This window comes from Mesorhizobium sp. WSM3862 (assembly GCF_002294985.1).
In the GTDB taxonomy this organism is placed as follows: domain Bacteria; phylum Pseudomonadota; class Alphaproteobacteria; order Rhizobiales; family Rhizobiaceae; genus Mesorhizobium.
In genome coordinates, this window is record NZ_NSGE01000006.1 from 132513 (window position 1) to 155655 (window position 23143).

Sequence of the window (23143 nt, forward strand, 5' to 3'; positions counted from 1 at the left end):
CATTTTTTGCTGGCCGATTCAGGCTGGGTTAAGGGCAGGTGCCCGTCCCTTCGATGGATGGACATTACCGAAATCGCTGTGGATAGGGCAAGGCCACGTCTAACGGATTTTTAACGAATCTGGTTACCGGAGACGTGTTCAAAGCAGGCGCCACCGCGGCCCATTTTCATAAAGCCATTGTGATTCAAACCCTTTTCCGTGGAATGTGAAAAAGGCCACACCTTCGGAAATTTTCTGAAATAATTCTCTTGACAGCTACTTGTCCCCCGCCGCTCCTCCGCGAGTTGAACAAGCTGTGGATGACCGTCTGTAAGCTTTTGAAAAATATATGGATTTTGTGGCAGGCTCATCTGTGGCCGTGCCCGCATCCAGCGGTCGTCGACATGAGCGATTATGTATATGCCGGCAAAACATTGGCTACTTTGAAATTCGGCCCAAGCGTCGTTGTCGGACCGTTCTTTTTAAGTACTTGCCGGCAAACGAAAAAACCCGGCCTGTGCGGCCGGGTTCAAGGATAACGGTTCTAAAGGGAAGTCGGTCAGGCCGACAGCACCTTGACCCGCTGGGCCAGCCGCGAAACCTTGCGGGAAGCCGTGTTCTTGTGGAGGACACCCTTGGTTGCGGCGCGCATCAATTCCGGCTCCGCGGCCTTGAAGGCTTCCAGCGCAGCAGCCTTGTCGCCGGCGGCGAGCGCCTCTTCGACCTGGCGAACATAGGTGCGGACGCGGGACCGACGGTTCTTGTTGATCGCCGCCCGGCGGGCGATCTTGCGCGTTGCCTTTTTGGCCGAGGACGTATTGGCCATGATGCCTCTCTTCTGATCTGGTGGGCGCCAGCGGGTCGCAGGGCGCAAAAAACAAACGGGCAGCCACGGGCCGCCTCGGTTGGTGCGGCTTATAGTTCAGCTTTTCCGGCGCGTCAACGCCGCTTCGCGGTCTTTTTGGGGCTTGAAGCCGCACCGCGCTGAAACGGGTCCGCACGCCTAAAGCCGTTGTCTTGGTGCATGCCCGGCTTCTTGCCAAATCGCGGCACGCATTGGGCCGACATTCCCTAGTGGTTGCTGAAATTCGGCTTCCGCTTCTCGACGAAGGCGGCCATACCCTCCTTCTGGTCATCGAGCGCAAACAGCGAGTGGAAAAGGCGGCGCTCGAAGCGCAGCCCCTCGGCAAGCGTCGTCTCGAAAGCGCGGTTGACGGCTTCCTTCGTCATCATCACCGACGGCAGGGAAAACTCGGCGATCTTCGCTGCCGCTTTCAGCGCCTCCTCGACCAGCTCGGCCGCCGGCACCACTCGCGACACCAGTCCGCAGCGCTCGGCCTCGGCAGCGTCCATCATCCGCCCGGTCAGGCACATGTCCATCGCCTTCGACTTGCCGACGAAGCGGGTCAATCGCTGCGATCCGCCCATGCCCGGCATGACGCCGAGCGTGATCTCGGGCTGGCCGAATTTTGCGTTGTCGGCTGCGATGATGAAATCGCACATCATGGCCAGCTCGCAGCCGCCGCCAAGCGCGTAGCCGGCGACCGCGGCGATGATCGGCTTGCGCGCACGGGTGAGCTCCTCCCACCCGACAAAGAAGTCCTGAGTATAGGCGTCGACAAAGGAGATCGCCTGCATTTCCTTGATGTCGGCGCCGGCCGCGAAGGCTTTTTCCGAACCTGTGAGCACGATCGCGCCGATGCCGGCATCGGCGCCGAACGTGTTCACCGCCGCCACGATCTCGGCCAGCACCTGCGAATTCAGGGCATTGAGCGCCTTCGGCCGGTTCAGCGTGATCAGCCCGACCTTGCCGCGTGTCTCCACGAGAATGGTTTCATAGGCCATGGCATCGTCTCCTCGCTTCGATTGAGGAGACCGGTCTAGCTCACCGCTGACAGGTCCGGCAATAGAAGGTCGATCGGCCGCTCTGCACGATGCGCTCGATATGGCCGCTGCAGCCCGGTTTCGGACATGGCTCGTCTTCGCGGTCATAGACCGCGAAGGAATGCTGGAAATAGCCAAGCGACCCGTCTGCCTGGACATAGTCGCGCAGCGAGGATCCGCCGGCGGCGATCGCGTCGGCGATGACCGAGCGGATGGCGGCGGCCAGGCGTTCGCATTGCTCTTTCGCTCTCTTGCCGGAGCCGGCTATGGTGCCGGCTTCGCGCAGCGGCGACAGGCCGGCGCGCCACAGCGCTTCCGACACATATATGTTGCCGAGCCCGGCGATCAGCCGCTGGTCGAGCAACGCGGCCTTGAGCGGCGATCTGCGGCCTTCGAGCAGCGAGGCGAGCAGGGGACCGTCGAGCGCATTGCCGGTCGGCTCGATGCCCAGCCCCGCCAGCATTGGATGCGTGTCCGGCGCGCCTTCGGCAAACAGCATGAAGCCAAAACGGCGCGGATCGTTGAAGATGACGCGGGACCGCTCGCCCTTCGGGGAGTCGACATCGAATACGACGTGGTCATGCGCCTCGCTCTTCGAGCGCTCGTGATGGAAGCTGCCGGGAATGCGGCCGTTGCCAGCGGTTTCGACGCGGAACGATCCCGACATGCCGAGATGGCAGATCAGCACCGGACCGTTTTCGATGTGCATCGTCAGATATTTGGCGCGCCTGCCAAGCGCCGTCACGGTCTTGCCGGCAAGCCGCTCCGAGAACCGTTCGGGAAAGGGAAAGCGAAGGTCTGGCCGTCGCGCCTCGACATTGACGAGCCGCGCCCCTTCCAGGACCGGCTGCAGCCCCCGCCGCACCGTTTCGACTTCAGGCAGTTCCGGCATGGCCGCCTATCGTCGCGAGGAAAGAGGTGCCGTGGCGGCCAGGCGCAAGCCCGAGATGATCCGCGATGGTTTCGCCGATATCGGCGAAGGTCGGCCTGAGCCCGATGTCGCCGCCCTTCAGTCCCGGCCCTATCCCGATCACCGGAACGCGTTCGCGGGTATGATCGGTGCCGCGCCAGGTCGGATCGTTGCCGTGGTCGGCGGTGAGGATGAGAAGGTCGCCCGGCTTGATGCGCGACAGCGCTTCCGGCAGCCGGCGATCGAAGGCCTCAAGCGCTCCGGCGTAGCCGGCGACATCGCGCCGATGGCCGAACTCGGTATCGAAATCGACGAAATTCGCAAAGACCAGATCGCCTTCGCCGGCGTCGTCCATGGCGGAGAGCGCCTTGTCGAACATCGCCATGTTGCCGCCCGCCTTGCGCACCTCCGCGATGCCGCGATGGGCGAAGATGTCGCCGATCTTGCCGACGGCGATGACCTTGCTGCCGCGCTCGGTCAGCCGGTCGAGCAAGGTCGGCTCCGGCGGCGGCACGGCATAGTCGCGGCGGTTGTGGGTGCGCTGGAAGGTGGCGCTTGTCTCGCCGACGAAGGGCCGCGCGATCACCCGCCCGATGTTGAGCGGATCGACCAGCCGGCGCACCGTCAGGCAAAGCTCGTAGAGCCGCTCCAGGCCGAAATGCGTCTCGTGCGCGGCGATTTGCAATACCGAGTCGACCGATGTGTAACAGATGGGCTTGCCGGTCCGGATGTGTTCCTCGCCGAAGCGCTCGATGATCTCGGTCCCTGGCGCATGGCAATCGCCGAGGATGCCCGGCACCTTGCCTTCGCGGATGATCGCGCCGGTCAGCTCGGCCGGGAAGGCGGGCACGGTGTCGGGAAAATAACCCCAGTCGAAACGCACGGGCAGGCCGGCAATCTCCCAATGGCCCGACGGCGTGTCCTTGCCGCTCGAGACCTCCTGGGCAGCGCCATGGAACGACGCGGCAAGCAGCGGCGCGTCGAGGTCGATCGTCAGCCCGGTTGCCGTCTTGGCGGCGCGGGCGAGCCCGAGCGAGATCATGTTGGGCACGGCAAGCGGTCCGCTGCGCAGGCCTCCACGATCCGCACGGCCCTCGGCGCAAGCCTGTGCGATGTGTCCGAATGTGTCGGCGCCGGCATCGCCGTAGCGTTCGGCATCGGCCGCTCCGCCGATGCCGAAAGAATCGAGAACGAATAGGAAAGCCCGCGCCATAGGGGTGCCATCGTGCCAATCTAACCAGCCAGACATAGAGTTCCGCAGCGGCGTTGGCAAATCGGATACCAGACCGCAACGGCTTGGTGCAAAGTGGTGCGGATCGAGGGAGTGCGGCAAGGATGGGCATGGGCGTAAGATCGGCGGCAAGCCAGGCATTGAGGACCTGCGCGGTGGCTCTCGCGGCGCTCTCCGCGGCCCCGCCGGCGCATGCCGACTGGCGCGACGACATCGGCACGTTTCGCATAGGAATCGTCGCCGAGCCTGGAGGAGGCAACACGGTACCTGGTCTGGCCCGCTTGACGGATGCCTATACGAACGCTCTCGGCATGAAGGTCGAGTTCGTGGTTGCTCGCGACTATGCGGCATTGATCGAGGCTCAGGCGAGCGGCCGCATACAGTATGCGGTCTATTCGGCGCTCGCCTATGCTACGGCTTCGGAGCGCTGCGGCTGTGTCGAGCCGCTGGTGGCGCCGGTCGATGCCGATGGAGCCGCCGGCGTCCGTTCCCTGCTGGTGACGCGCGACGGCAAAGTGCCGGGCCTCACAGCGATCGCCTCGCATCGGATCGCCATCGCGCCCGCCGACAATGTCGCCGGTTCCCTCCTGCCGCTGACCGAACTGGCCGGCGAAGGCGTGCCGATCGCGCAGGATTCACCTTTCCTGGCGCGCGCCTCGTCGGCCACCGCGGCCGAGGCGATGCTCGGCGACGGAGAAGCCGACGGCCTGTTCGGCTGGGAGCCTGTCGGCGCCGACGGCCAGCCTACCGACACGGGCGGCACCATCATGCGGCTTGCGGCCGCCGGCGTCCCGAAGACGTCGCTTCGGGTGCTGTGGAGCTCGGCTCCGCTGCGATATGGGCCTCATGCGGTGCGCAGCGATCTCGACGCCGAAGCCAAGCGCCGGCTGGCCGTGTTTCTGACCAATCTCAAGTCGCTGACTCCGGACGTCTACGATCTTCTGGAGCCGACGCACTCCGGCGGCTTCGAACTGGCCGTATCAAAGGACTACGCAACGGCCCTGGCCATCGTGCGGCGGGAAACTCGCGGGGATTAGTCCGTCAGCAGTCGGTGCAAGGAACCGTAGGACCGCGGCGCGGCCTCAGATAGTATGTTTCGCCCATCGATATGTTGTTGAAGGCCGAGGTCAATCCAAGCGTCGACGAACTGTCGGCGGACCAGGTGATGATCGGCTTATAGCCGAGGTCGCTTTCCACCCGGACAAGGAAGGTGTTGCGGATATTCAGCGTTGGCGGAACGGTGGTGGGACTGGTCTTCGCCGCGTCGGCGCTATAGGTGGTGCCCACAAGCTTGCGCGACCAGGCCACCGTCGCCTTGGGCGATGCCTCGTCGGAGATCTGGATCCCGGTGATGATGATCGTCGGCGTGGAGCGATTGTAGGGCTGCAGCGTCGAGGTACCGATCTTCATGATCGCGTCGAGATCGGCCTTCGTGACGCTGGTCTGCTGCGTGACGAGATCCGCCACCATGCTGCCGATGCGGCTGACCTTCTTGCTGGTCTCGATGGCCTGCGAGGCTTCCATCGTGATGAAGTACATGATGAGCAGCACCGGCACGATGAAGGCGAACTCGATTGCCGCGACGCCGCGGCGATCGCGGCAAAACCGTGTCGCCTTCGCCACGAAAGCCGAAATTCGTCGCTGTGCCCCCACACGGTACATACTGCCCCCCACACCGCCTCAAGTCTCGGCCGGCCGCAATCTTGAAGCATGTCTCCCGAAGTGAACCCGGTTTCGGGAGACATGCTGAAAATCAAAAAGCTGAAGCAGGTCGCGTCACGCGACCTCCTTTAGTCGTCGAATGGTTCGTTCTGCCAGGTTACCGATGCGAAGTGCAGCGTCTTGCCGCCATTCAGATTGGCCATTTGTTTGGCCAGGAAATCGGTGATCACCGGCCATTTGTAGAAAACCCGCAGCATGTTCTTCGATTCCGCCAGCCCCGGCGACACCGTGAAACTCGTCGAGCTCGTGCCTGTCAGCACGATTTCGCCGTTCTGGATTTTGAAGCCCGCCGCCGCGGCGTCGGCGAAGGTCGGATATTCGCGCAGGTCCACCAGAAGTGAAGCATCTGACCCCGACCCGGGGCAGTTCGCGGCGATCATGATCTCCAGCCTGTCGCAGATCAGCGTCTTGATCGAGGCGTCGGTGACGTTGGCCTTCTTGAGCTGGCCGGTTCGCAGCTGGCGCGCGATATCGTCGGTGGCGTTGGCCATCACTTCTTGGCCGGCGAACGAGATGCAGCTCTCCAGGATGGCGAAAACGAGCAAGGCGAACGGCATGGCCAGCATTGCGAATTCCAATGCCGTGCTGCCGCGCCTGTCGCTGAAGAAACCGGGGCGTGGCTTTGCCTCGGCCTTGCCGTCCATGCCACCCTTGGGCGCCCTGCTCATGTTCCGTTCCTGCCGATCCTTGCAATGTCGGCTGCAACCTATCGACCACCCATTGAGGTCCGGTTTGGATCAGCGTTAAACTCGGTGGGCTGCCCTTAACCCGCTGTTAACCTGCGGGCGCTTGCGTCCTTAAGCTCAGCGGGCTGCGTTCATTTCCGTTTCGGACGTTTTCTCAGCCTCGCTCTTGTACGAGCTTTCGCAATAGGGCGTGCAGGACATGGTCTGGACTTCGGCGCGTCGATAGATGCGCACCGAGGACGCGGCTTGTCGGACGACCGTCACCTGCTCATCTATGATCGGGCTGCCATCGGAATCGAGCACGACCAGATTGGTCACGCCGAAACCCTTGCCGGTGAGAACGACCGTCGAGGCGTCCTGCACGGCGGCATCGGCGATGGCCGGATTGCCGACGACGATCGTATCGGCCGCGCGCGACAACTTGACGATCTTTGCTTGATTCATGGTGACCTCGATGCCGGCGCCGGCGCTGGCCGGCATGACGGATGCGGCGAGAGCCAACAGTGCGACGACTGAAAATGGCGATCTCGACGAGGTCATTGAAGCGCTCCGGAGCGGCAGACTGTTCAACGGAACATGAACGAAATTGGTGAACCGACGGTTAAGCGCCGCATGGCCGCGATAAGGATTGGTCGGCTCCGCGGTCATAAGCCGACAACCTACGCTGCTTTAGCGAAATCGCGGATGGGCCGGATCTCCGCGCTTTTCCTGCCCGCCGCTCCGCCTCTGGAGGTTTAGGCCACGGTTAACCAAGCAACGGGATCGCCTCCGGAAAGGAATCGGTAAGGGTATTTATTAAGCCGATCGAAAGGGCTTCCCCCTAGATTTGGCACATCCGATCAACCGGCAAGAGAAGTTGACGGAAGTGCTGTAACACGTGGAGTAGGAGCTCTCGAATGTCTAACCTCATCGCACGTTTCGTAAAGGACGAATCCGGCGCGACCGCCATCGAATACGGTCTGATCGCCGCCCTCATCGCGCTCGCCATCATGGTCGGCGCCGGCCAGCTCGGCACTGCCCTGAACACCAAGTTCAAGGCAATTGCCAGCGCGGTCCAAAACTCCAACTAAGATCAACCGAGGACGACGAAGTCGCTCTCGACGAGAAGGGCCGCCTCGAGGCGGCCCTTGTTCGTTGCAGCATCTGGTTGCGCGCGAATTTGATCGTCGGCACTCACCGACCGTTAATGGCGTGTGGCTAGACTGGGCGTGTTACTTTTCTCACGGCATTGTGTTGTCTCATGCTTGAAGCTGTAATCTTCGTCGTCTTTCCTTTCTGCATGCTGTTTGCGGCGATCTCCGACATGCTTTCGATGACGATCGCCAACCGCGTGCCGGTGCTGCTCGTGGCGACGTTCGCTCTGGTCGCTCCTTTGACCGGGATGGACTGGGCCATCTATGGCGGGCATTTCGCGGCAGGTGCCCTGGTGCTGGCCGCGACGTTCGGACTATTCGCGCTCGGCGGCATGGGCGGCGGCGATGCCAAGCTGCTGGCCGCGACCGCCGTATGGATGGGGCTCAACATCAATCTCATCGGCTACCTAGTCACCTCGACATTGATCGGCGGCCTGCTGACGGTTGCCATTCTGGCCTACCGGAAATCGCCATTTGCGATCTACACCGGCCACAACCGTTTTCTGCGCCATTTCGCCGACGAGACCGCAGGCATTCCTTATGGCGTCGCGCTTGGTCTTGGCGGGCTCCTCACCTTTCCGGATTCTTCGTTGATGGTCTGGGCGCTGGATAGGCTCACGACCTAAAGCATATCGCCATCTTCAGATGCGCTCGGTGCGCTACGGAGTCTGGCTTTACGCCTACCAAACAGCTTGTTGCCTTCGGAAAATCCGTTTCTGTGACAAGGGTTCTCGCGGCGCTTGGCCGCCTTTTTTTGTTAACGGCAAGGCGGTTCGGTCCAATTTGAGTAAACGTTAAATTAATCACGATCGTAAGCATTGCATTAACCTTGTTTTGACGATTGCGGCTGCAAAGTCCGGCTTGGCGAGGTGGTTTGCCTTGAGGCGAAGGGTCCGGACGAATGCCAGCATCCCGACTGATTATTCTGAGCGTGGCCGTGGCCGCGGCGGGTGGCGCGGGTTATGTCGCGAAGAACATGGTAGTGGCGCCGCCGGCTCAAGTCGTCGTCAACGCTCCCAAGCAGCCGGCGATCGCGCTGCAAGACGTGCTGGCGCTTTCCGGCGATGTCGCAATGGGCAGCCAGCTCGGTGACAACATCAGGTGGGAGCAGTGGCCGGCGAGCGGCATCAACGCCAATTTCATCACCCGTGCGGCCGAACCGGACGCAGTCGAAAAGCTGAAGGGTTCGGTGGCGCGTGTAGCCATGTATGCCGGTGAGCCGTTGCGGCGCTCCAAGCTGGTCGGCGAGGGGCAGAGCTTCATGTCCTCGATCCTGCCGTCCGGCATGCGCGCTGTCGCGACCGCTATATCGGCCGATACGTCCGCCGGCGGCTTCATCCTGCCCAATGACTTCGTCGACGTCATCATGACCCGGCGCGCCGACGCCAGCAATGGCGGCAGCGGCTTCAATACCGAGACCATCCTGAAGAACATCCGTGTCCTGGCCATCGACCAGACCATCCAGGAGGACGAGGAAGGCAAGAAGACCAGGGTCGGCCAGACCGCGACGCTGGAGCTGACGCCGCAGCAGGCGGAGATCATCACGGTGGCGCAGCAGATGGCGGACCGCCTGACCCTGGCGCTGCGTTCGATCACCGACACGAATGAGAAGAACCTGGGCGAGGCCGACTATCTGGTGAACGGCAATGGCCGGCGCGGCACGGTGCGATTGATCAAGTCGGGCCAGGTTTCCGAAGTGGGAGCAAGGAAATGAGGCTAATCGGCAAACTGCCCGTCATCGCGGCGGCCGCAATCGGCCTGTTCCTGATCGGCACCAATGCACCTAGGCTCGTCGAGGCAAAGGCCGCGAACAGGGCAGCGGGTGTGACGGCCTCGGTTGCCTCGCAGCGCGTCAAGCTCGGCCTCAACAAGTCAGTGGTCATCGACCTGCCGAGCGACGCCTACGACATACTCGTCGCCAATCCCGCGGTCGCCGACGCAGTGACGCGCACGGCGCGCCGGATCTATCTGTTCGGCAAGGCGGTCGGCGAAACCAACATCTTCGTCTTCGGCCCCAACGGCGAGCAGATCGCCAGTCTTGACCTGGCGGTCGAACGCGACGTGGCCGGGCTGGAAGACTATCTCAAGCGCTTCCTCCCGACGTCGCAGATCAAGGTCGAGCTGCTGAACGACAACGTGATTCTCACCGGCAATGTCGATACACCGCTCGACGCCAAGCGCGCCGTCGACCTGGCCACCATCTTCGTCTCGGGCGGTGAAGCGACGACCGGCCAATATTCACAGACGGCCGCCGGCGGGTCCGCCAACGGCGGCGTCGACATCAACAATCCCGACCAGGAGCGCCGGGTTTCCAAGATCGTCAATCTGCTGCAGATCATCGGCGACGATCAGGTGACGCTGAAGGTGACGGTGGCCGAAGTCAGCCGCTCGGTGATGAAGCAGCTCGGCGTCAACATGATGGCCAGCGGCGGCAGCAACGGCATCTCCTGGGGCGCGCTCAGCGACCCTTACGCTGGTCTCGGTAAGCCGCTGTCGAACGCGGGCCTAGGGATCAGTGCGTCCGGGCTGCAGTCCTATATCAACGCAATGGAGCAGTCGGGGGTCATGAAGACCTTGGCCGAGCCGACCTTGACCGCCGTGTCCGGGGAGAAGGCGACCTTCAAGGTCGGCGGCGAATACAATATGGTGACCAATGTTACCGCCAACGTCTCCAACGACAACCAGACCGGCCTGAAGAACTATCAGGTCGAGAAGATCGAATACGGCATCGGATTGGAGTTTCAGCCGGTGGTGCTGTCACCCGGCCGCATCAGCCTGAAGGTGAGAACGTCGGTTTCCGAACCGACAACCGAGGGCTCCGTGTCGGCATCCACGGATAACAGCAGCATCGGCATGAACGCTTTGTCGCTCCGCAAACGCCTGGCCGATACGACGGTGGAACTGCCTTCCGGCGGCTCGATGATGATCGCAGGCCTTGTGCGCGACGACGTCAGGCAGGCCGTCGTTGGATTGCCCGGACTGACCAAGATTCCGGTGCTCGGCGCGCTCTTCCGCAGCCGCGACTTCGTGCGCAACGAAAGCGAGCTCGTCATCATCATCACGCCCTATCTGGCGCGGCCCGTGGCGCGCAACGAATTGGCCAAGCCCGACGATAATTTCAATGCGCCGAGCGACGGCGCCGGCATGTTCCTCGGTCGCGTCAATCGCGTCTACGGCACCATGCAGACCGATAGGCCACCTGGCCGTTACCACGGCGTTGTCGGCTTCATCTACAAGTGAGCGGGAAAGCGGACATGTCCAACTCAACATCGAAGGCCATGACGATCGCAGCGGCACAATCGGGCCGCGGACGATTCCGCGGGTCGGCTCCGGTCCTGGCGATCGCCCTTGCGGCGTCGCTCACCGGATGCGCCAACTTCCATCGCGACAGCGTGACAGTGGGCTCCATTCCGGACGACTACCGCACCAATCATCCGATCGTTATCGCCGAGAAGAACCAGAAGATCGACCTCCCGGTCGGCGCCGGTGATCGCGGCATGACGGCTTCGCAGCGCGACACTCTGCTCGGCTTCCTCGACGGCTACGACAGGAGCGCCGCGCCGGCGCTGACGATCGCGGCCCCGGTGGGTTCCGCGAACCAGGCCGCCGCCCAGGCCGCGAGCCGCGATTTCGCCAGACTTGCGATGGCCGCAGGCGTCAAGCGCAACAATATCATCATGACCTCCTATCAGTCGGCCGTGCCCGAGGCTTCGGCGCCGGTCCGCGTGGCCTTCGTGGCGGTGAGGGCACAGACCGACAAATGCGGGCGTTGGCCCGAGGATCTGACCGAGACTTCCGAGAACAAGCACTACGCCGATTTCGGGTGCTCCTATCAGAACAACCTCGCCGCCCAGATGGCCAATCCCAACGATCTGCTCGGGCCACGCAAGCAGTCCGACATCGATGCCGAAAATCGCGGCGCGGTGATCGACGTCTATCGGGCGAGAGGCATTTCGGATGAGTTCCTCGGCAATTCGGAAGTGACTTACTGAGCCCGCGGCGGATCACGGAAAGAGCATGACGATGAGCAATCTTGCCTACGACACGCCTGCGGATACCGGCGATCTTTCGCAACAGGACATCGCCGCCATGCAGGCGCTGCGCCCGGTGCCGCGCATCTCGATCCAGGCTTTTTGCGAGACCGAAGGCGTCGCAAATCCGATCGGGCGCGCCGGCGAGGATCGTCGCATGGCCAAGGCCCATCTCAAGGTCCATATGGGCGGCATCGCCACCGCGATCGAATTCTACCAGTCGGCGCCGACGCCAAACCTGATCCTGCTGGAATCGCGCAGCGAGCCGAAACAGCTGCTGGAGCAGCTCGCTCAGCTCGCCGAATATTGCGATCCGACCTCGAAGGTCGTGGTCATCGGCCATTACAACGATGTCGGACTCTACCGGGAGCTTATCCGTTCGGGCATTTCCGAATATGTCATCGCGCCGGTCTCGATGACCGATATCGTCAGCGTCGTCTCGTCGATCTTCGTCGATCCCGAGTCCGATCCGATCGGCCGCTCCATCGCCTTCATCGGCGCCAAGGGCGGTGTCGGATCCTCGACGATCGCCCACAACGTCGCCTGGGCGATGTCGTCCTTGTTCAAGTCCGAAGTCGTCGTCGCCGATCTCGATCTCGCCTTCGGCACCGCCAACATCAACTTCGACCGGGACCCCGCGCAGGGCATCGCCGAGGCGGTGTTTTCGCCCGAGCGCGTCGATGAGGTCTATCTCGACCGGCTGCTCGCGCAATGCGCCGAGCATTTGTCGCTGCTGGCGGCACCGTCCACGCTCGAGCGCGTCTATGATTTCGATCCGGACGCCTTCTCCCAGGTCATCGAAACGGCGCAGCGCAGCGCGCCCTTGCTCGTGCTCGACGTCCCTCACGTCTGGAGCGGTTGGACCAAGAGCACGCTGATCAAGGCCGACGAGATCGTCATCACGGCCACGCCGGAACTCGCCAATCTGCGCAACACCAAGAATATGGTCGACATGCTGAAGCGGCTGCGTCCGAACGATCCGCCGCCGAAGCTGATCATCAATCAGGCGGGCGTTCCCAAACGACCGGAGATCGCGGCATCGGATTTTTCCGAACCGCTCGGCATCACGCCGATGGCGGTGATCAATTTCGAGCCGCTGCTGTTCGGCAACGCCGCCAACAATGGCCGCATGCTCGGCGAGATGGATGCCAAGAGTCCGGTCGTCGGCACGATCAACGAAATAGCGCATGTGCTGACAGGGCGCAGCGAGATCAAGGCGAAGAAGAAGGCAAGCCTTGGCGCCATCCTCGGCAAGCTTTCACGCAGCAAGAAATGACGCTCGCTGAGCGGCATCGGGTAGTCGATCATGTTTGGTAAAAGAGGCACAGACGACGGCAGCCGGGCAGCTCCCGAATTCCGTCCGCCAGCACCTCCTCCGGCCGCTCCCGCTCCGGCTGGGACGATCGCTGTCGATCGGCCGGCCGCGCCCGCGCCGAGCACGCCCGCCGCGTCCCCCGTTCGCCGTCCGGTGGAGGCGCCGCCGATGGCGCCCGAGCCGCCGAAAAGGGTCCAGCGCGAGCGCGGCGAAACCTATTATGACACCAAGAGCCAGGTGTTTTCCGCGCTCATCGACACGATCGATCTTTCGCAGCTCGCCAAGCTCGATCCGGAAAGCGCGCGCGAGGAAATCCGCGACATCGTCAACGACATCATCGCGATCAAGAATTTCGCGATGTCGATCTCCGAGCAGGAAGAGCTGCTCGAGGATATCTGCAACGACGTGCTCGGCTATGGGCCGCTGGAGCCGCTGCTCGCGCGCGACGACATCGCCGACATCATGGTCAACGGTTCAAAGAACGTCTACATCGAGGTCAACGGCAAGGTCGAACCGACCAGCATTCGCTTCCGCGACAACCAGCAGCTGCTCAACATCTGCCAGCGTATCGTCAGCCAGGTCGGCCGCCGCGTCGACGAATCGAGCCCGATCTGCGACGCGCGCCTTCCCGACGGCTCGCGCGTCAACGTGATCGCGCCGCCGCTGTCGCTTGACGGCACCGCGCTCACCATCCGCAAGTTCAAGAAGGACAAGCTGACGCTCGACCAGCTGGTCAAGTTCGGCGCGATCTCGCCGCAAGGCGCTGAGATCCTGAAGATCATCGGCCGCGTCCGCTGCAACGTCGTCATCTCGGGCGGTACCGGCTCGGGCAAGACGACGCTGCTCAACTGCCTGACCAACTACATCGATCGCGAGGAGCGGGTCATCACCTGCGAGGACTCGGCCGAGCTGCAGCTGCAGCAGCCGCATGTGGTCCGTCTCGAAACCAGGCCGCCCAATCTCGAAGGCGAGGGCGAGGTGACCATGCGCGACCTCGTCAAGAACTGCCTGCGCATGCGGCCCGAGCGGATCATCGTCGGCGAGGTGCGCGGACCGGAAGTGTTCGACCTTCTGCAGGCGATGAACACCGGCCATGACGGCTCGATGGGAACGATCCACTCCAACAGCCCGCGCGAATGTCTGAACCGTATTGAATCGATGATCGCCATGGGCGGCTATTCGCTGCCGCAGAGGACGGTGCGCGAGATCGTCGTCGGCTCGGTCGACGTGATCATCCAGGCGGCTCGTCTGCGCGATGGCTCGCGCCGCATCACCCACATCACCGAGGTGATCGGCATGGAAGGCGACGTCGTCATCACCCAGGACCTCGTCCTCTACAACATCAAGGGCGAGGACGCGAGCGGCCGTTTGATTGGCGAGCATGTCTCCACCGGCATCGGCCGCCCGCATTTCTGGGATCGTGCCCGCTACTATGGCGAGGAGCAGCGCCTCGCCAACGCGCTCGAGGCCATGGAGAAACGCGCTGACTAGAGCAATTCCAGGAAAAGTGCGTAGCGGTTTTCCGTCCGGAATTGCGTAAAAACAAATACTTAGACCGGGTCAGCGCTTTTATAAAAAGCTGAACCGCTCTAGTGCATCTGGAGGTGTAGGGGCCCCGGTCGATGTTCGGAATTGACACCACGGTTCTGGCTTTCGTCGTGCTCGCGGGCCTCAGCGCCGGCGCGATAGCCTATGCCTTCCTGTTCAAGCGCATCGATAACGAGAAGCAGGCCGGCAAGCGCCTTGAAACGATCAAGACGGCCGAGACCGACCGATCGGTGGTGAAGGCTACGCGCGACCGCGCCGCGGAAGCGGTCAGACGGCGTAAGACGCTTCAGGATTCGCTCAAGCAGCTCGATGAAAAGCAAAAAACCAATGACCGCAACGTCAAGAAACCGCCGCTGAGGGCCCAGATCCGCCAGGCCGGCATGACCGTCTCCCTCGAGCGCTTCTACATCTACTCGGTGATCTGCGGCATCGTGCTTACGATCCTCGCCTTTCTTGCCGGCGCGCCGTTGCTGGTCCTGCCCGGCGCTCTCTTGGCCGGAGCCCTCGGCCTGCCGCGCTGGTTCGTCTCGTTTCGTCGCGCGCGCCGGGTGAAGGCCTTCCTGGAGGAATTCCCGAATGCGCTCGACATCATCGTGCGCGCGGTGAAGTCCGGTCTGCCGCTCAACGACGCGATCCGCCTGATCGCCAATGAATCCCCGGAGCCGGTCCGCTCCGAGTTCCGCCGTATCGTCGATTCCCAGCAGATGGGTATGTCGATCCCCGACGCCACCATGCGCATGTCCGAGACCATGCCATGCACCGAGGCCGGCTTCTTCGGCATCGTCATCCAGATCCAGTCGCAGGCCGGCGGCAATCTCTCCGAAGCGCTGGGCAACCTTTCGCGCGTGCTGCGCGACCGCAAGAAGATGAAGGCCAAGGTACAGGCGCTGTCGATGGAAGCAAAGGCATCCGCCGTCATCATCGGCGCCCTGCCGTTCGTCGTCGCCTTTCTCGTCTATCTGACCAGTCCGAACTACATCATGCCGCTATTCACCACCAGCGTCGGCAATCTGATCCTCGGCTGCTCCGGCGTCTGGATGTCGATTGGCATCCTGGTGATGCGCAAGATGATGAACTTCGAAGTCTAGGGACGCGGATCCAATGACAGACCAGGTCGTCAAGACGCTAACCGATCCTTCCTTTCTTATCGCGCTCCTGGTCGGCATCGCGGTTTTTGCGACCGTCTTCACGCTCATGCCTGCGCTTGGCGGCAATCAGCTCAAGGCGCGCATGAAAACCGTGGCGCTCGAGCGTGATGAACTGCGCGCCAAGCAGCGTCAGCGGCTCGCCAATGAAGCCGATCGCCGCCGCAAGGGTTTGCGCGAGGAACAGTCGATCGGCATGCGCAACATCGTCGAACGGCTGGATCTCAAGCGCGCGCTTGCCGACGAAGGCACGCTGCAGAAGTTGAAAGTCGCGGGCTTCCGCGGCCAGAATCCGCTGACGCGCTTCCTGTTCTTTCGTCTGATCCTGCCCTTCGTCGGATTCGCGCTCGCGGCGATCTATCTGTTCCTTCTCGGCGGTCTGGCGCAGCAGCCTGCCTTCATCAAGCTGTTCGTCTGCATTCTTGTCGCCTATGGCGGCTTCTATGCGCCGATCCTCTACGTCAACAACCGCGCCACCAAGCGCAAGCAGTCGATCCAACTGGCGTGGCCGGACGCGCTCGACCTGATGCTGATCTGCGTCGAATCCGGCATGTCGGTGGAAGCAGCGCTTCGCAAGGTCGCCGACGAGATCGGTACTCAGTCCGTCGCCCTCGCCGAGGAATTCGTGCTCACCAATGCCGAGCTCTCCTATCTGCAGGACCGCAGGGTCGCTTACGAGAACCTGGCAAGCCGCACCGGTCTGGATTCGGTGAAGGCGGTGACTCAGGCCCTGGTCCAGGCGGAGCGCTACGGCACGCCGGTGGCGCATGCGCTGCGCGTGCTCGCCTCAGAAAGCCGCGACATGCGTATGAATGCGGCCGAAAAGAAGGCCGCAGCACTGCCGCCGAAGCTCACCGTGCCGATGATCCTGTTCTTCCTGCCGGTTCTGTTCGCCATCATCCTAGGGCCGGCCGGCATCCAGGTCAGCCAGCGCGGCATCTTCGGCGACCAGCACAATTCCAGCAGCCAATAGGCGAAGCCATCGAAGTCATGACAGAAGCCGCGTGGCAGGCGCCGCGCGGCTTTGCTGTCTGGCCTAGCCTTGAAGCAATTCCAGGAAAAGTAACGGTTTTCCGTCCGGAATTGCGAAAAACAAACAGCTAGAGCAGTTCGCGGTTTCCGTAGAACGGTGACCTCCGTAGGTGCCGGGTGGTCAGTTGGTCGCGACCTTCGCCTTGCCCTTGTCCTGATCCTTGAGTTGGCTCCAGGCATTCTGCTGCGCAAGCATCTGGCGCAGATAGGCGATATTGGCCTGCGCCTGCTCCGGCGAAAGCTCCTGCGAGGCGATCTTTTCGGCCTCGTCGAAACGACCCTGCAGGCCGACGACCAGCGCCAGGTTCTGCCGCACCCGGCTGTCGGCGTTGGGTTGCTGCGCGGCCGAGCGCATATAGGTCTCGGCGGTGCGCAGATCCCCCTCCAGCACATAGGACATGCCGAGATTGGAAAGGATCGAGGGTTCGTTCGGCTTGAGCTCGAGCGCCTTCCGGTAGTCCTGACGTGCCTCGTCCCGCTGCCCCATCTGGTCGAGGATGGCGGCTTCTGCCGAAACCAGGCGCCAGTCCGGATATTCCGGCGTCTGCGCGCGGCGCACCGCATCGAGCGCCTGCTCGAACTGCCCGTTGGCGGCAAGCGCCTTGCCGTAGGCGGCGAGCACGTCGCGGTCCTTGGGGTAGGCTATCGCGAGCTTGCGCATCACCGCCAGCGACTGGTCGGCGTCGCCATCCATCTGCAGCGCCGCGGCATAGTTGGTGGCGATGCGTTTGTCATTCGGGTTCCGGGCGTAGGATTCGCCGAGCCTGGTCGTGGCGCTGTGCAGTTCGCTGGCCGACATCGTTTCCAGGGGCCGGTTGTCGGAGCGGGAAATGGAGCCGGTCGTGAACTTGCTGGTGCTGCCGCAGCCGGCCACGCTGGCCGCCAGCACCGCCAGCAATGCCGTGGTGACCAGACGCTTGCTTGTGAAGGTCAACGCTTTGATCGGCATCGGCGCCTGTCTCCATTCCTGCGCGGCCATTAAGCTGGCCGTCTTCCCTCCCACAGAAATATTCTGTTAACCCTAACGGATCGTTAAGAAGCCGACTCGCCGTGCCGGCCGGAGACCATCGAATGCCTGTCGAACTCGTTGACCAGAAACCGGAAGCAGCCTTGCCAGTCTACCTTGTGGGAAAGGATGGCCTCGACGGCACTGGCCTTCCCCCTTCCGTCATCGCCTGGGCACGGGCCAATGGCTTTTCCGGCGAGGCGGGCCGCACGCTCGTTCTGCCGGCCGAAGGTGGCGGTCTCGCCGGCGCGCTGTTCGGCACCGGCGACGGCGAGAGCCAGCTTGCCGTGGGCGCCCTGGCGCGGTCGCTGCCCGAGGGCGAATGGCATTTCGCCCAGGATCTGCCAGCGCCCGATCTTGCGGCGCTGGCCGTCGTCCTCGGCGGCTACGCATTCACCCGCTACGGTAAGAAACCCGGCAGGGCGTTGCGCTTCGCGCTGCCGTCGGGCGCCGACGGCGCGCATGTGCGCCGCACCGCTGAGGCTATGTTCCTGACGCGGGACCTCGTCAACACGCCGACCAGCGACATGGGGCCGGATGAGCTGGAGGAGGCCGTCCAGGCGTTGGCAGCCGGGCACGGCGCCGACGTTTCCGTCGTCAAGGGTGACGATCTCCTGGCGCGGAATTTCCCGATGATCCATGCCGTCGGCCGCGCCTCGGCCGGCGCGCCGCGGCTGATTGACATGACCTGGGGCCCGAGCGACGCGCCGAAGGTGACGCTGGTCGGCAAGGGCGTCTGCTTCGACACCGGCGGCCTCGACATCAAGCCGTCGTCGGGCATGCTGCTGATGAAGAAAGACATGGGGGGCGCCGCCAACGTGCTGGGTCTCGCCTCGATGATCATGGCGGCGAAACGGAATGTGCGGCTGCGCGTCCTGATCCCTGCGGTCGAGAATTCGATCGCCGGCAATGCCTTCCGGCCTGGCGACGTGCTGAGGAGCCGCAAGGGCATAACGGTGGAGATCGGCAACACCGATGCTGAAGGCCGGCTGGTGCTGGCCGACGCTCTGGCGCTTGCCGACGAGGAAAGGCCGGCCCTGCTGTTCGACATGGCGACCTTGACCGGAGCGGCCCGTGTTGCGCTCGGCCCCGATCTGCCGCCCTTCTATACCGGCGACGAGGCACTGGCGTCCGACCTGGCTGCGGCTGCGCTTGCTGTCGAGGATCCGCTGTGGCGCATGCCGCTGTGGCGTCCCTATGACGCGAAGCTTTCCTCGAAGATCGCCGACGTCAACAATGTCACGACGGACGGCTTCGCCGGATCGATCACGGCGGCGCTCTTCCTCAAGCGCTTTGTCGAGAAGACGCCCGGATGGGCGCATTTCGACATTTTTGCCTGGAACCCGAATGACCGCCCGCACGGCCTGACGGGGGGCGAGGCGCAAGGCATTCGCGCGCTGGAGCGAGTGATCTCGAAGCGCTTCGGGTGAGTGTGACGAGAAAACTGGCAAAAGCCGCCGTGGACTGAAACGGAAGCGAAACAATTTGCCGTCATGCTTGGCAAATGTCGATCTCGATGCGCCCGAGCCAGGCCTTGCGACTGTGGCAGCAGGTATTGCTGTCGCAGGTGCGCGACGACGCGCCCGACCTCACCATGCGCCAGACCGCCATCCTGCTCACCATCTACCTCGATCCGCCGCCGCATACGGTGCGCGGGCTGGCCGCGAGGCTCAACGTCACCAAGCCGGTCATTACCCGCGCGCTCGACACGATGGGCGCGCTGAAGCTGGTTTCGCGCCACCGCGACGAGCTCGACAAGCGCAATGTGCTGATCCGGCGCACGGTGGAGGGCGCGCTCTTTGTCGAGCGCTTCGGCGATGGTATCGTCGCAAAGGCGCATGAGCTGCCCATCTGACCGACAACTCGTCTGTCTGACCGATAAACTCATTTGACTGGACTACCGATTTGACCGCCAGGGATGCCCGCCTTCACGCCTTTCGTTCCGATCTCGCCGATGCCAGGCTGAAGGGGGAAGTAGCCGCCGATCGCTTTGTCGCCGGCCGCCCGGCGCGGATCACCACCGCCGTCGCCGACCTGCGCAAGGCGCCGCGCCCCGATGCCGGCATCAACACGCAGGCGCTGTTCGGCGACGACGTGCTGGTCTTCGAGGTTGCGGAAGGCTGGGCCTGGGTGCAGGCCGAGCGCGACGGCTATGTCGGCTATGCCGCCGACAATGTACTCGGCGCACGTGAGCATGCGCCCACCCACATCGTCTCCGTGCCGCGCACCTTCCTCTATCCCGGACCGGACCTGCGCTTCCCGATCGGCGGGCAACTGTCGATGGGCTCCGCGGTGACGGTGACGGGTTCCGCCGAAACGCGCGGCACGCACTACGCGCTGCTGCCATCCGGCCAGACCGTCATTGCCCGCCATCTGCGGCCGCTCGCCGAGGTTGCAGACGACTTTGTGACGGTCGCCGAAAGCTTCCTCGGCACGCCATACCTCTGGGGCGGCGTCTCCGGCTTCGGCATCGACTGCTCCGGCCTCGTGCAACTGTCGATGCGCATGGCCGGCAAGGATGTGCTCCGCGATTCCGACATGCAGGCGGCATCGATCGGGACGCCGCTCGAGCCGGGCACTGAGTATTCCGGGCTGCAGCGCGGCGACCTCGTCTTCTGGAAGGGCCACGTCGCGATCATGACCGACGCGAAGGACATGATCCACGCCAATGGCCACACGATGCTGGTCTCGCGCGAAGGGCTGAAGGATGCCGTCGAGCGGATCGGCTATCTCTATGGCGGCCCGACCGGGTTCCGCAGGCCTTAGCGCCGCCCTAACCTCTCCCCATGGGAGAGAAGTCGGATTGCCCCGATTTGCTCTTCGCAAGTCGGTTGGCAAGTAGCGCCAAGCTGGATCACCCTCATTAGTCTCGGCGCTGCGCGCCGGGCCACCTTTCTCCCACACGGGGAGAGGGGAAGAATGATCCCCTTTTGTTCCGATTTTCCTTGGCGATCGCTTGCCAGCGCGCTACCTCTTTGCGGGTGACAGAGCAGCCGCGCCTTGCCGAACAGAATGTCGCCGTCCTTCTCGCCGAGCCGTTCGTAAAATGGTTCGCTGCAAAAGGCTGGTCGCCGCGCGCCCACCAGCTCGAACTGCTGGCGAAGGCTCAAGCCGGTCAATCGGCGCTACTGATCGCGCCGACCGGCGCCGGCAAGACGCTGGCCGGATTCCTGCCCTCGCTGACCGAGCTCGCCAAACGTCCGCGGCGCAAGCCTGGTGGGGCGCATCGTGGCATCCACACGCTCTACATCTCGCCGCTCAAGGCGCTGGCCGTCGACATCGAGCGCAATCTCGGCAAGCCGGTCGAGGAGATCGGACTGCCGGTGACCATCGAGACCCGTACCGGCGACACTCCCTCGCACAAGCGCCAGCGGCAAAAGCTCGCACCGCCCGACATCCTGCTCACCACGCCCGAACAGCTCGCTCTTCTGATTGCCTCCGCCGACGCCAGGCGCTTCTTCGAGGATTTGCGTTATGTCGTCCTCGACGAATTGCATTCGCTCGTCACCTCGAAGCGCGGGCATCTTTTGGCGCTAGGCCTGGCGCGGCTGCGCGCGTTTGTCCCTGAGCTGCAGACCATCGGCCTGTCGGCTACGGTCGCCGAGCCGGATGAGTTGCGGCGCTGGCTGGTCAGCCAGGCTTCCCCTGAGGCCATGTCCGAGTTAATCGTCGTGACAGGCGGCGCCAAGCCCGACATCTCCATTCTCGATTCCGAAGAGCGGGTGCCATGGGCTGGCCATTCCGCCCGCTACGCCACTCCGGAGATCTATCGCGAGGTCAAGCGGCACAAGACGACGCTGCTCTTTGTCAACACGCGCAGCCAGGCCGAGCTGCTGTTTCAGGAGCTGTGGCGCGTCAACGAAGACACGTTGCCGATCGCCTTGCATCACGGCTCGCTCGACGTCGCCCAGCGGCGGCGGGTCGAGAAGGCGATGGGCGAAAACGCCTTGCGCGCTATCGTCGCTACCTCGACATTGGACCTGGGCATCGATTGGGGCGATGTCGATCTGGTCGTGCATGTCGGCGCGCCGAAGGGGGCAAGCCGCCTGGCGCAGCGCATCGGCCGCGCCAACCACCGCATGGATGAGCCATCGAAGGCCATCCTGATCCCGGCCAACCGGTTTGAGGTGCTCGAATGCCGTGCCGCGCTCGACGCCAACTATCTCGGCGCGCAGGACACGCCGCCTTTGGTCAATGGCGGGCTCGACGTGCTGGCGCAGCATGTGCTCGGCTGCGCCTGCGGTGCCCCGTTCCACGCCGACGCGCTGTTTGACGAGGTGAGGTCGGCTGCGCCCTATGTCAGCCTAGACCGCCCGACATTCGACCGGGTCATCGACTTCGTCGCCACCGGCGGATACGCGCTGAGAAACTACGAGCGCTACGCCCGCATTCGCCAAACCAAGGAAGGCTTGTGGCGAGTATCCAATCCCCGCGTGGCGCAACAGTACCGGCTCAATGTCGGGACCATCATCGAAGTGCCGGCCCTCAACGTTCGTTACGTCCAGGCTGGAAGCAAGGGCGCGGCCTCGCGCGGCGGCAGAGTCTTGGGAAAGATCGAGGAAGCGTTTCTCGAGACCTTGACCTATGGCGACACTTTCATGTTCGCCGGAAGGGTTCTGCGCTTCGAGGGTATCCGCGACAATGAGTGCTTCGTGTCGAATGCTCCCGGAAGTGAAGCAAAGGTGCCCTACTACGGCGGCGGCAAATTCCCGCTTTCGACTTATCTCGCCGAGCAGGTGCGCGCCATGCTCGACGATCCGCAGCGCTGGAAGAAGCTGCCCGAGCAGGTGGCCGATTGGCTGCGGTTTCAGGCGGATAAATCCGTCCTGCCGAAACGGGACGATCTGCTGATCGAGACCTTTCCACGCGGAAACCGGCACTATCTCGTAGCCTATCCGTTCGAAGGCAGGCTCGCGCATCAGACGCTGGGCATGCTGCTGACGCGCCGCCTGGATCGAGCGGGCGCCAAACCGGTCGGCTTCGTTGCCACCGACTATGCGTTGGCGATTTGGTCGCTGGCCGACATGGGCTGGATGTTTAAAAACAAAAAACCATCGCTGGCTGCGCTCTTCGATCAGGACATGCTCGGCGACGATCTCGAGGCGTGGTTTGCCGACAGCTGGCTGCTCAAGCGCACCTTCCGCAACTGCGCGCTGATCTCCGGACTGATCGAGAAACGTCATCCCGGCAAGGAGAAAAGCGGCCGCCAGGTCACTGTCTCGACAGACCTGATTTATGACGTGCTGCGCAGCCACGAGCCCGACCACATCCTGCTCCAGGCGACCCGTGTCGATGCAGCGACCGGGTTGCTCGATGTCAGCAGACTTGCCGAGATGCTCTCGCGCATCCGCGGTCGAATCGTGCATAAGGACCTGGAACAGATATCGCCGCTAGCCGTGCCGATCATGCTCGAAATCGGCAAGATGCCGGTGCATGGCGAGGCGGATGAAACGCTGTTGATGGATGCCGCCACCCTCGTTGAAGAGGCCATGGGGCCGGAGATGGCCGACTGAGAGAAGGC

22 protein-coding genes are annotated in these 23143 nt (G+C 63.2%); 14 read left to right on the plus strand and 8 right to left on the minus strand.

Annotated features, from left to right (window positions below; genetic code table 11):
- Positions 1 to 538: 538 nt before the first annotated feature.
- The 4 genes from rpsT to CK224_RS19750 all read right to left on the minus strand — a co-directional run bounded on the left by rpsT (position 539) and on the right by CK224_RS19750 (position 3986).
- A complete protein-coding gene (gene rpsT, locus CK224_RS19735; protein WP_066996401.1) occupies positions 539 to 805 on the minus strand; it encodes a 30S ribosomal protein S20 in 267 nt (88 codons plus the stop codon).
- A gap of 245 nt (positions 806 to 1050) precedes the next feature.
- Positions 1051 to 1824: an enoyl-CoA hydratase gene (locus tag CK224_RS19740; RefSeq protein WP_095782897.1), complete on the minus strand. Its 774-nt coding sequence runs from the start codon at positions 1822 to 1824 to the stop codon at positions 1051 to 1053.
- 40 nt (positions 1825 to 1864) lie between these two features.
- The gene (gene mutM, locus CK224_RS19745) at positions 1865 to 2755 is read right to left on the minus strand and encodes a bifunctional DNA-formamidopyrimidine glycosylase/DNA-(apurinic or apyrimidinic site) lyase (protein ID WP_095782898.1); all 891 of its coding nucleotides are present in this window, start codon (positions 2753 to 2755) and stop codon (positions 1865 to 1867) included.
- Positions 2739 to 3986: a phosphopentomutase gene (locus CK224_RS19750; protein WP_095782899.1), complete on the minus strand. Its 1248-nt coding sequence runs from the start codon at positions 3984 to 3986 to the stop codon at positions 2739 to 2741. The genes mutM and CK224_RS19750 overlap by 17 nt, the downstream gene beginning before the upstream one ends.
- 128 nt (positions 3987 to 4114) lie before the next feature.
- Between CK224_RS19750 and CK224_RS19755 the strand changes: the two genes are divergently transcribed.
- The gene (locus CK224_RS19755) at positions 4115 to 5041 is read left to right on the plus strand and encodes a PhnD/SsuA/transferrin family substrate-binding protein (protein ID WP_095782900.1); all 927 of its coding nucleotides are present in this window, start codon (positions 4115 to 4117) and stop codon (positions 5039 to 5041) included.
- Positions 5042 to 5045: 4 nt separating this feature from the next.
- Here the strand turns inward: CK224_RS19755 and CK224_RS19760 are convergent, their stop codons facing one another.
- The 3 genes from CK224_RS19760 to CK224_RS19770 form a co-directional block, all read right to left on the minus strand.
- Positions 5046 to 5666 (minus strand): TadE/TadG family type IV pilus assembly protein, encoded by a 621-nt coding sequence (locus CK224_RS19760; RefSeq protein ID WP_095782901.1) that lies wholly within the window; start codon positions 5664 to 5666, stop codon positions 5046 to 5048.
- A 128-nt stretch (positions 5667 to 5794) separates the two neighbouring features.
- Positions 5795 to 6394 (minus strand): TadE/TadG family type IV pilus assembly protein, encoded by a 600-nt coding sequence (locus tag CK224_RS19765; RefSeq protein WP_095782902.1) that lies wholly within the window; start codon positions 6392 to 6394, stop codon positions 5795 to 5797.
- A gap of 135 nt (positions 6395 to 6529) precedes the next feature.
- Positions 6530 to 6952 carry a pilus assembly protein N-terminal domain-containing protein gene (locus CK224_RS19770; RefSeq protein WP_095783120.1) on the minus strand — a complete coding sequence of 141 codons (423 nt, stop codon included), beginning with the start codon at positions 6950 to 6952 and terminating at the stop codon, positions 6530 to 6532.
- A gap of 356 nt (positions 6953 to 7308) precedes the next feature.
- Here CK224_RS19770 and CK224_RS19775 point away from each other — a divergent pair, with 356 nt between their 5' ends.
- The 9 genes from CK224_RS19775 to CK224_RS19815 all read left to right on the plus strand — a co-directional run bounded on the left by CK224_RS19775 (position 7309) and on the right by CK224_RS19815 (position 16557).
- Positions 7309 to 7482 carry a Flp family type IVb pilin gene (locus tag CK224_RS19775; RefSeq protein ID WP_067324571.1) on the plus strand — a complete coding sequence of 58 codons (174 nt, stop codon included), beginning with the start codon at positions 7309 to 7311 and terminating at the stop codon, positions 7480 to 7482.
- A 170-nt stretch (positions 7483 to 7652) separates the two neighbouring features.
- Entirely contained in the window at positions 7653 to 8171 is a 519-nt protein-coding gene (locus CK224_RS19780) for a prepilin peptidase (protein ID WP_095777483.1), read from the plus strand.
- A gap of 275 nt (positions 8172 to 8446) precedes the next feature.
- The gene (cpaB, locus tag CK224_RS19785) at positions 8447 to 9259 is read left to right on the plus strand and encodes a Flp pilus assembly protein CpaB (protein WP_067324575.1); all 813 of its coding nucleotides are present in this window, start codon (positions 8447 to 8449) and stop codon (positions 9257 to 9259) included.
- Positions 9256 to 10785, plus strand: coding sequence for a type II and III secretion system protein family protein (locus CK224_RS19790; protein WP_095782903.1), 1530 nt, complete (start codon positions 9256 to 9258; stop codon positions 10783 to 10785). The genes cpaB and CK224_RS19790 overlap by 4 nt, the downstream gene beginning before the upstream one ends.
- A 14-nt stretch (positions 10786 to 10799) precedes the next feature.
- The gene (locus CK224_RS19795) at positions 10800 to 11537 is read left to right on the plus strand and encodes a CpaD family pilus assembly protein (protein WP_066996433.1); all 738 of its coding nucleotides are present in this window, start codon (positions 10800 to 10802) and stop codon (positions 11535 to 11537) included.
- A gap of 31 nt (positions 11538 to 11568) precedes the next feature.
- Positions 11569 to 12852 (plus strand): CpaE family protein, encoded by a 1284-nt coding sequence (locus CK224_RS19800; protein ID WP_170950412.1) that lies wholly within the window; start codon positions 11569 to 11571, stop codon positions 12850 to 12852.
- 30 nt (positions 12853 to 12882) lie between these two features.
- Positions 12883 to 14382 (plus strand): CpaF family protein, encoded by a 1500-nt coding sequence (locus tag CK224_RS19805; RefSeq protein WP_066996438.1) that lies wholly within the window; start codon positions 12883 to 12885, stop codon positions 14380 to 14382.
- Positions 14383 to 14513: 131 nt separating this feature from the next.
- Positions 14514 to 15527: a type II secretion system F family protein gene (locus tag CK224_RS19810; protein ID WP_066996441.1), complete on the plus strand. Its 1014-nt coding sequence runs from the start codon at positions 14514 to 14516 to the stop codon at positions 15525 to 15527.
- Positions 15528 to 15540: 13 nt separating this feature from the next.
- Positions 15541 to 16557, plus strand: coding sequence for a type II secretion system F family protein (locus tag CK224_RS19815; protein WP_066996444.1), 1017 nt, complete (start codon positions 15541 to 15543; stop codon positions 16555 to 16557).
- A gap of 180 nt (positions 16558 to 16737) precedes the next feature.
- On the opposite strand, the gene CK224_RS19820 is transcribed toward CK224_RS19815, so the two are convergent.
- Positions 16738 to 17565, minus strand: a complete 828-nt coding sequence (locus CK224_RS19820) for a tetratricopeptide repeat protein (protein ID WP_095783121.1) — start codon at positions 17563 to 17565, stop codon at positions 16738 to 16740.
- A gap of 122 nt (positions 17566 to 17687) precedes the next feature.
- Here CK224_RS19820 and CK224_RS19825 point away from each other — a divergent pair, with 122 nt between their 5' ends.
- The 4 genes from CK224_RS19825 (at position 17688) to CK224_RS19840 (ending at position 23135) form a co-directional block, all read left to right on the plus strand.
- On the plus strand, positions 17688 to 19052 hold the full coding sequence (locus tag CK224_RS19825; protein ID WP_095782904.1) for a leucyl aminopeptidase family protein: 1365 nt from the start codon (positions 17688 to 17690) through the stop codon (positions 19050 to 19052).
- A 74-nt stretch (positions 19053 to 19126) separates the two neighbouring features.
- Positions 19127 to 19477: a MarR family winged helix-turn-helix transcriptional regulator gene (locus tag CK224_RS19830; RefSeq protein ID WP_066996450.1), complete on the plus strand. Its 351-nt coding sequence runs from the start codon at positions 19127 to 19129 to the stop codon at positions 19475 to 19477.
- Positions 19478 to 19527: 50 nt separating this feature from the next.
- Positions 19528 to 20388, plus strand: coding sequence for an NlpC/P60 family protein (locus CK224_RS19835; protein ID WP_066996454.1), 861 nt, complete (start codon positions 19528 to 19530; stop codon positions 20386 to 20388).
- A gap of 215 nt (positions 20389 to 20603) precedes the next feature.
- On the plus strand, positions 20604 to 23135 hold the full coding sequence (locus tag CK224_RS19840; RefSeq protein WP_095783122.1) for a ligase-associated DNA damage response DEXH box helicase: 2532 nt from the start codon (positions 20604 to 20606) through the stop codon (positions 23133 to 23135).
- The last annotated feature ends 8 nt before the right edge of the window (positions 23136 to 23143 follow it).

Bases quoted from the DNA above. Each gene is read 5' to 3' on its own strand.
- CK224_RS19770 (WP_095783120.1), bottom strand. From the start codon at position 6,952: ATGACCTCGTCGAGATCGCCATTTTCAGTCGTCGCACTGTTGGCTCTC.
- CK224_RS19825 (WP_095782904.1), top strand. From the start codon at position 17,688: ATGCCTGTCGAACTCGTTGACCAGAAACCGGAAGCAGCCTTGCCAGTC.
- CK224_RS19780 (WP_095777483.1), top strand. From the start codon at position 7,653: ATGCTTGAAGCTGTAATCTTCGTCGTCTTTCCTTTCTGCATGCTGTTT.
- CK224_RS19810 (WP_066996441.1), top strand. From the start codon at position 14,514: ATGTTCGGAATTGACACCACGGTTCTGGCTTTCGTCGTGCTCGCGGGC.
- CK224_RS19805 (WP_066996438.1), top strand. From the start codon at position 12,883: ATGTTTGGTAAAAGAGGCACAGACGACGGCAGCCGGGCAGCTCCCGAA.
- CK224_RS19775 (WP_067324571.1), top strand. From the start codon at position 7,309: ATGTCTAACCTCATCGCACGTTTCGTAAAGGACGAATCCGGCGCGACC.
- CK224_RS19830 (WP_066996450.1), top strand. From the start codon at position 19,127: ATGTCGATCTCGATGCGCCCGAGCCAGGCCTTGCGACTGTGGCAGCAG.
- CK224_RS19790 (WP_095782903.1), top strand. From the start codon at position 9,256: ATGAGGCTAATCGGCAAACTGCCCGTCATCGCGGCGGCCGCAATCGGC.
- rpsT (WP_066996401.1), bottom strand. From the start codon at position 805: ATGGCCAATACGTCCTCGGCCAAAAAGGCAACGCGCAAGATCGCCCGC.
- CK224_RS19760 (WP_095782901.1), bottom strand. From the start codon at position 5,666: ATGTACCGTGTGGGGGCACAGCGACGAATTTCGGCTTTCGTGGCGAAG.
- cpaB (WP_067324575.1), top strand. From the start codon at position 8,447: ATGCCAGCATCCCGACTGATTATTCTGAGCGTGGCCGTGGCCGCGGCG.
- mutM (WP_095782898.1), bottom strand. From the start codon at position 2,755: ATGCCGGAACTGCCTGAAGTCGAAACGGTGCGGCGGGGGCTGCAGCCG.
- CK224_RS19795 (WP_066996433.1), top strand. From the start codon at position 10,800: ATGTCCAACTCAACATCGAAGGCCATGACGATCGCAGCGGCACAATCG.
- CK224_RS19815 (WP_066996444.1), top strand. From the start codon at position 15,541: ATGACAGACCAGGTCGTCAAGACGCTAACCGATCCTTCCTTTCTTATC.
- CK224_RS19765 (WP_095782902.1), bottom strand. From the start codon at position 6,394: ATGAGCAGGGCGCCCAAGGGTGGCATGGACGGCAAGGCCGAGGCAAAG.
- CK224_RS19750 (WP_095782899.1), bottom strand. From the start codon at position 3,986: ATGGCGCGGGCTTTCCTATTCGTTCTCGATTCTTTCGGCATCGGCGGA.
- CK224_RS19740 (WP_095782897.1), bottom strand. From the start codon at position 1,824: ATGGCCTATGAAACCATTCTCGTGGAGACACGCGGCAAGGTCGGGCTG.
- CK224_RS19820 (WP_095783121.1), bottom strand. From the start codon at position 17,565: ATGCCGATCAAAGCGTTGACCTTCACAAGCAAGCGTCTGGTCACCACG.
- CK224_RS19800 (WP_170950412.1), top strand. From the start codon at position 11,569: ATGAGCAATCTTGCCTACGACACGCCTGCGGATACCGGCGATCTTTCG.
- CK224_RS19755 (WP_095782900.1), top strand. From the start codon at position 4,115: ATGGGCGTAAGATCGGCGGCAAGCCAGGCATTGAGGACCTGCGCGGTG.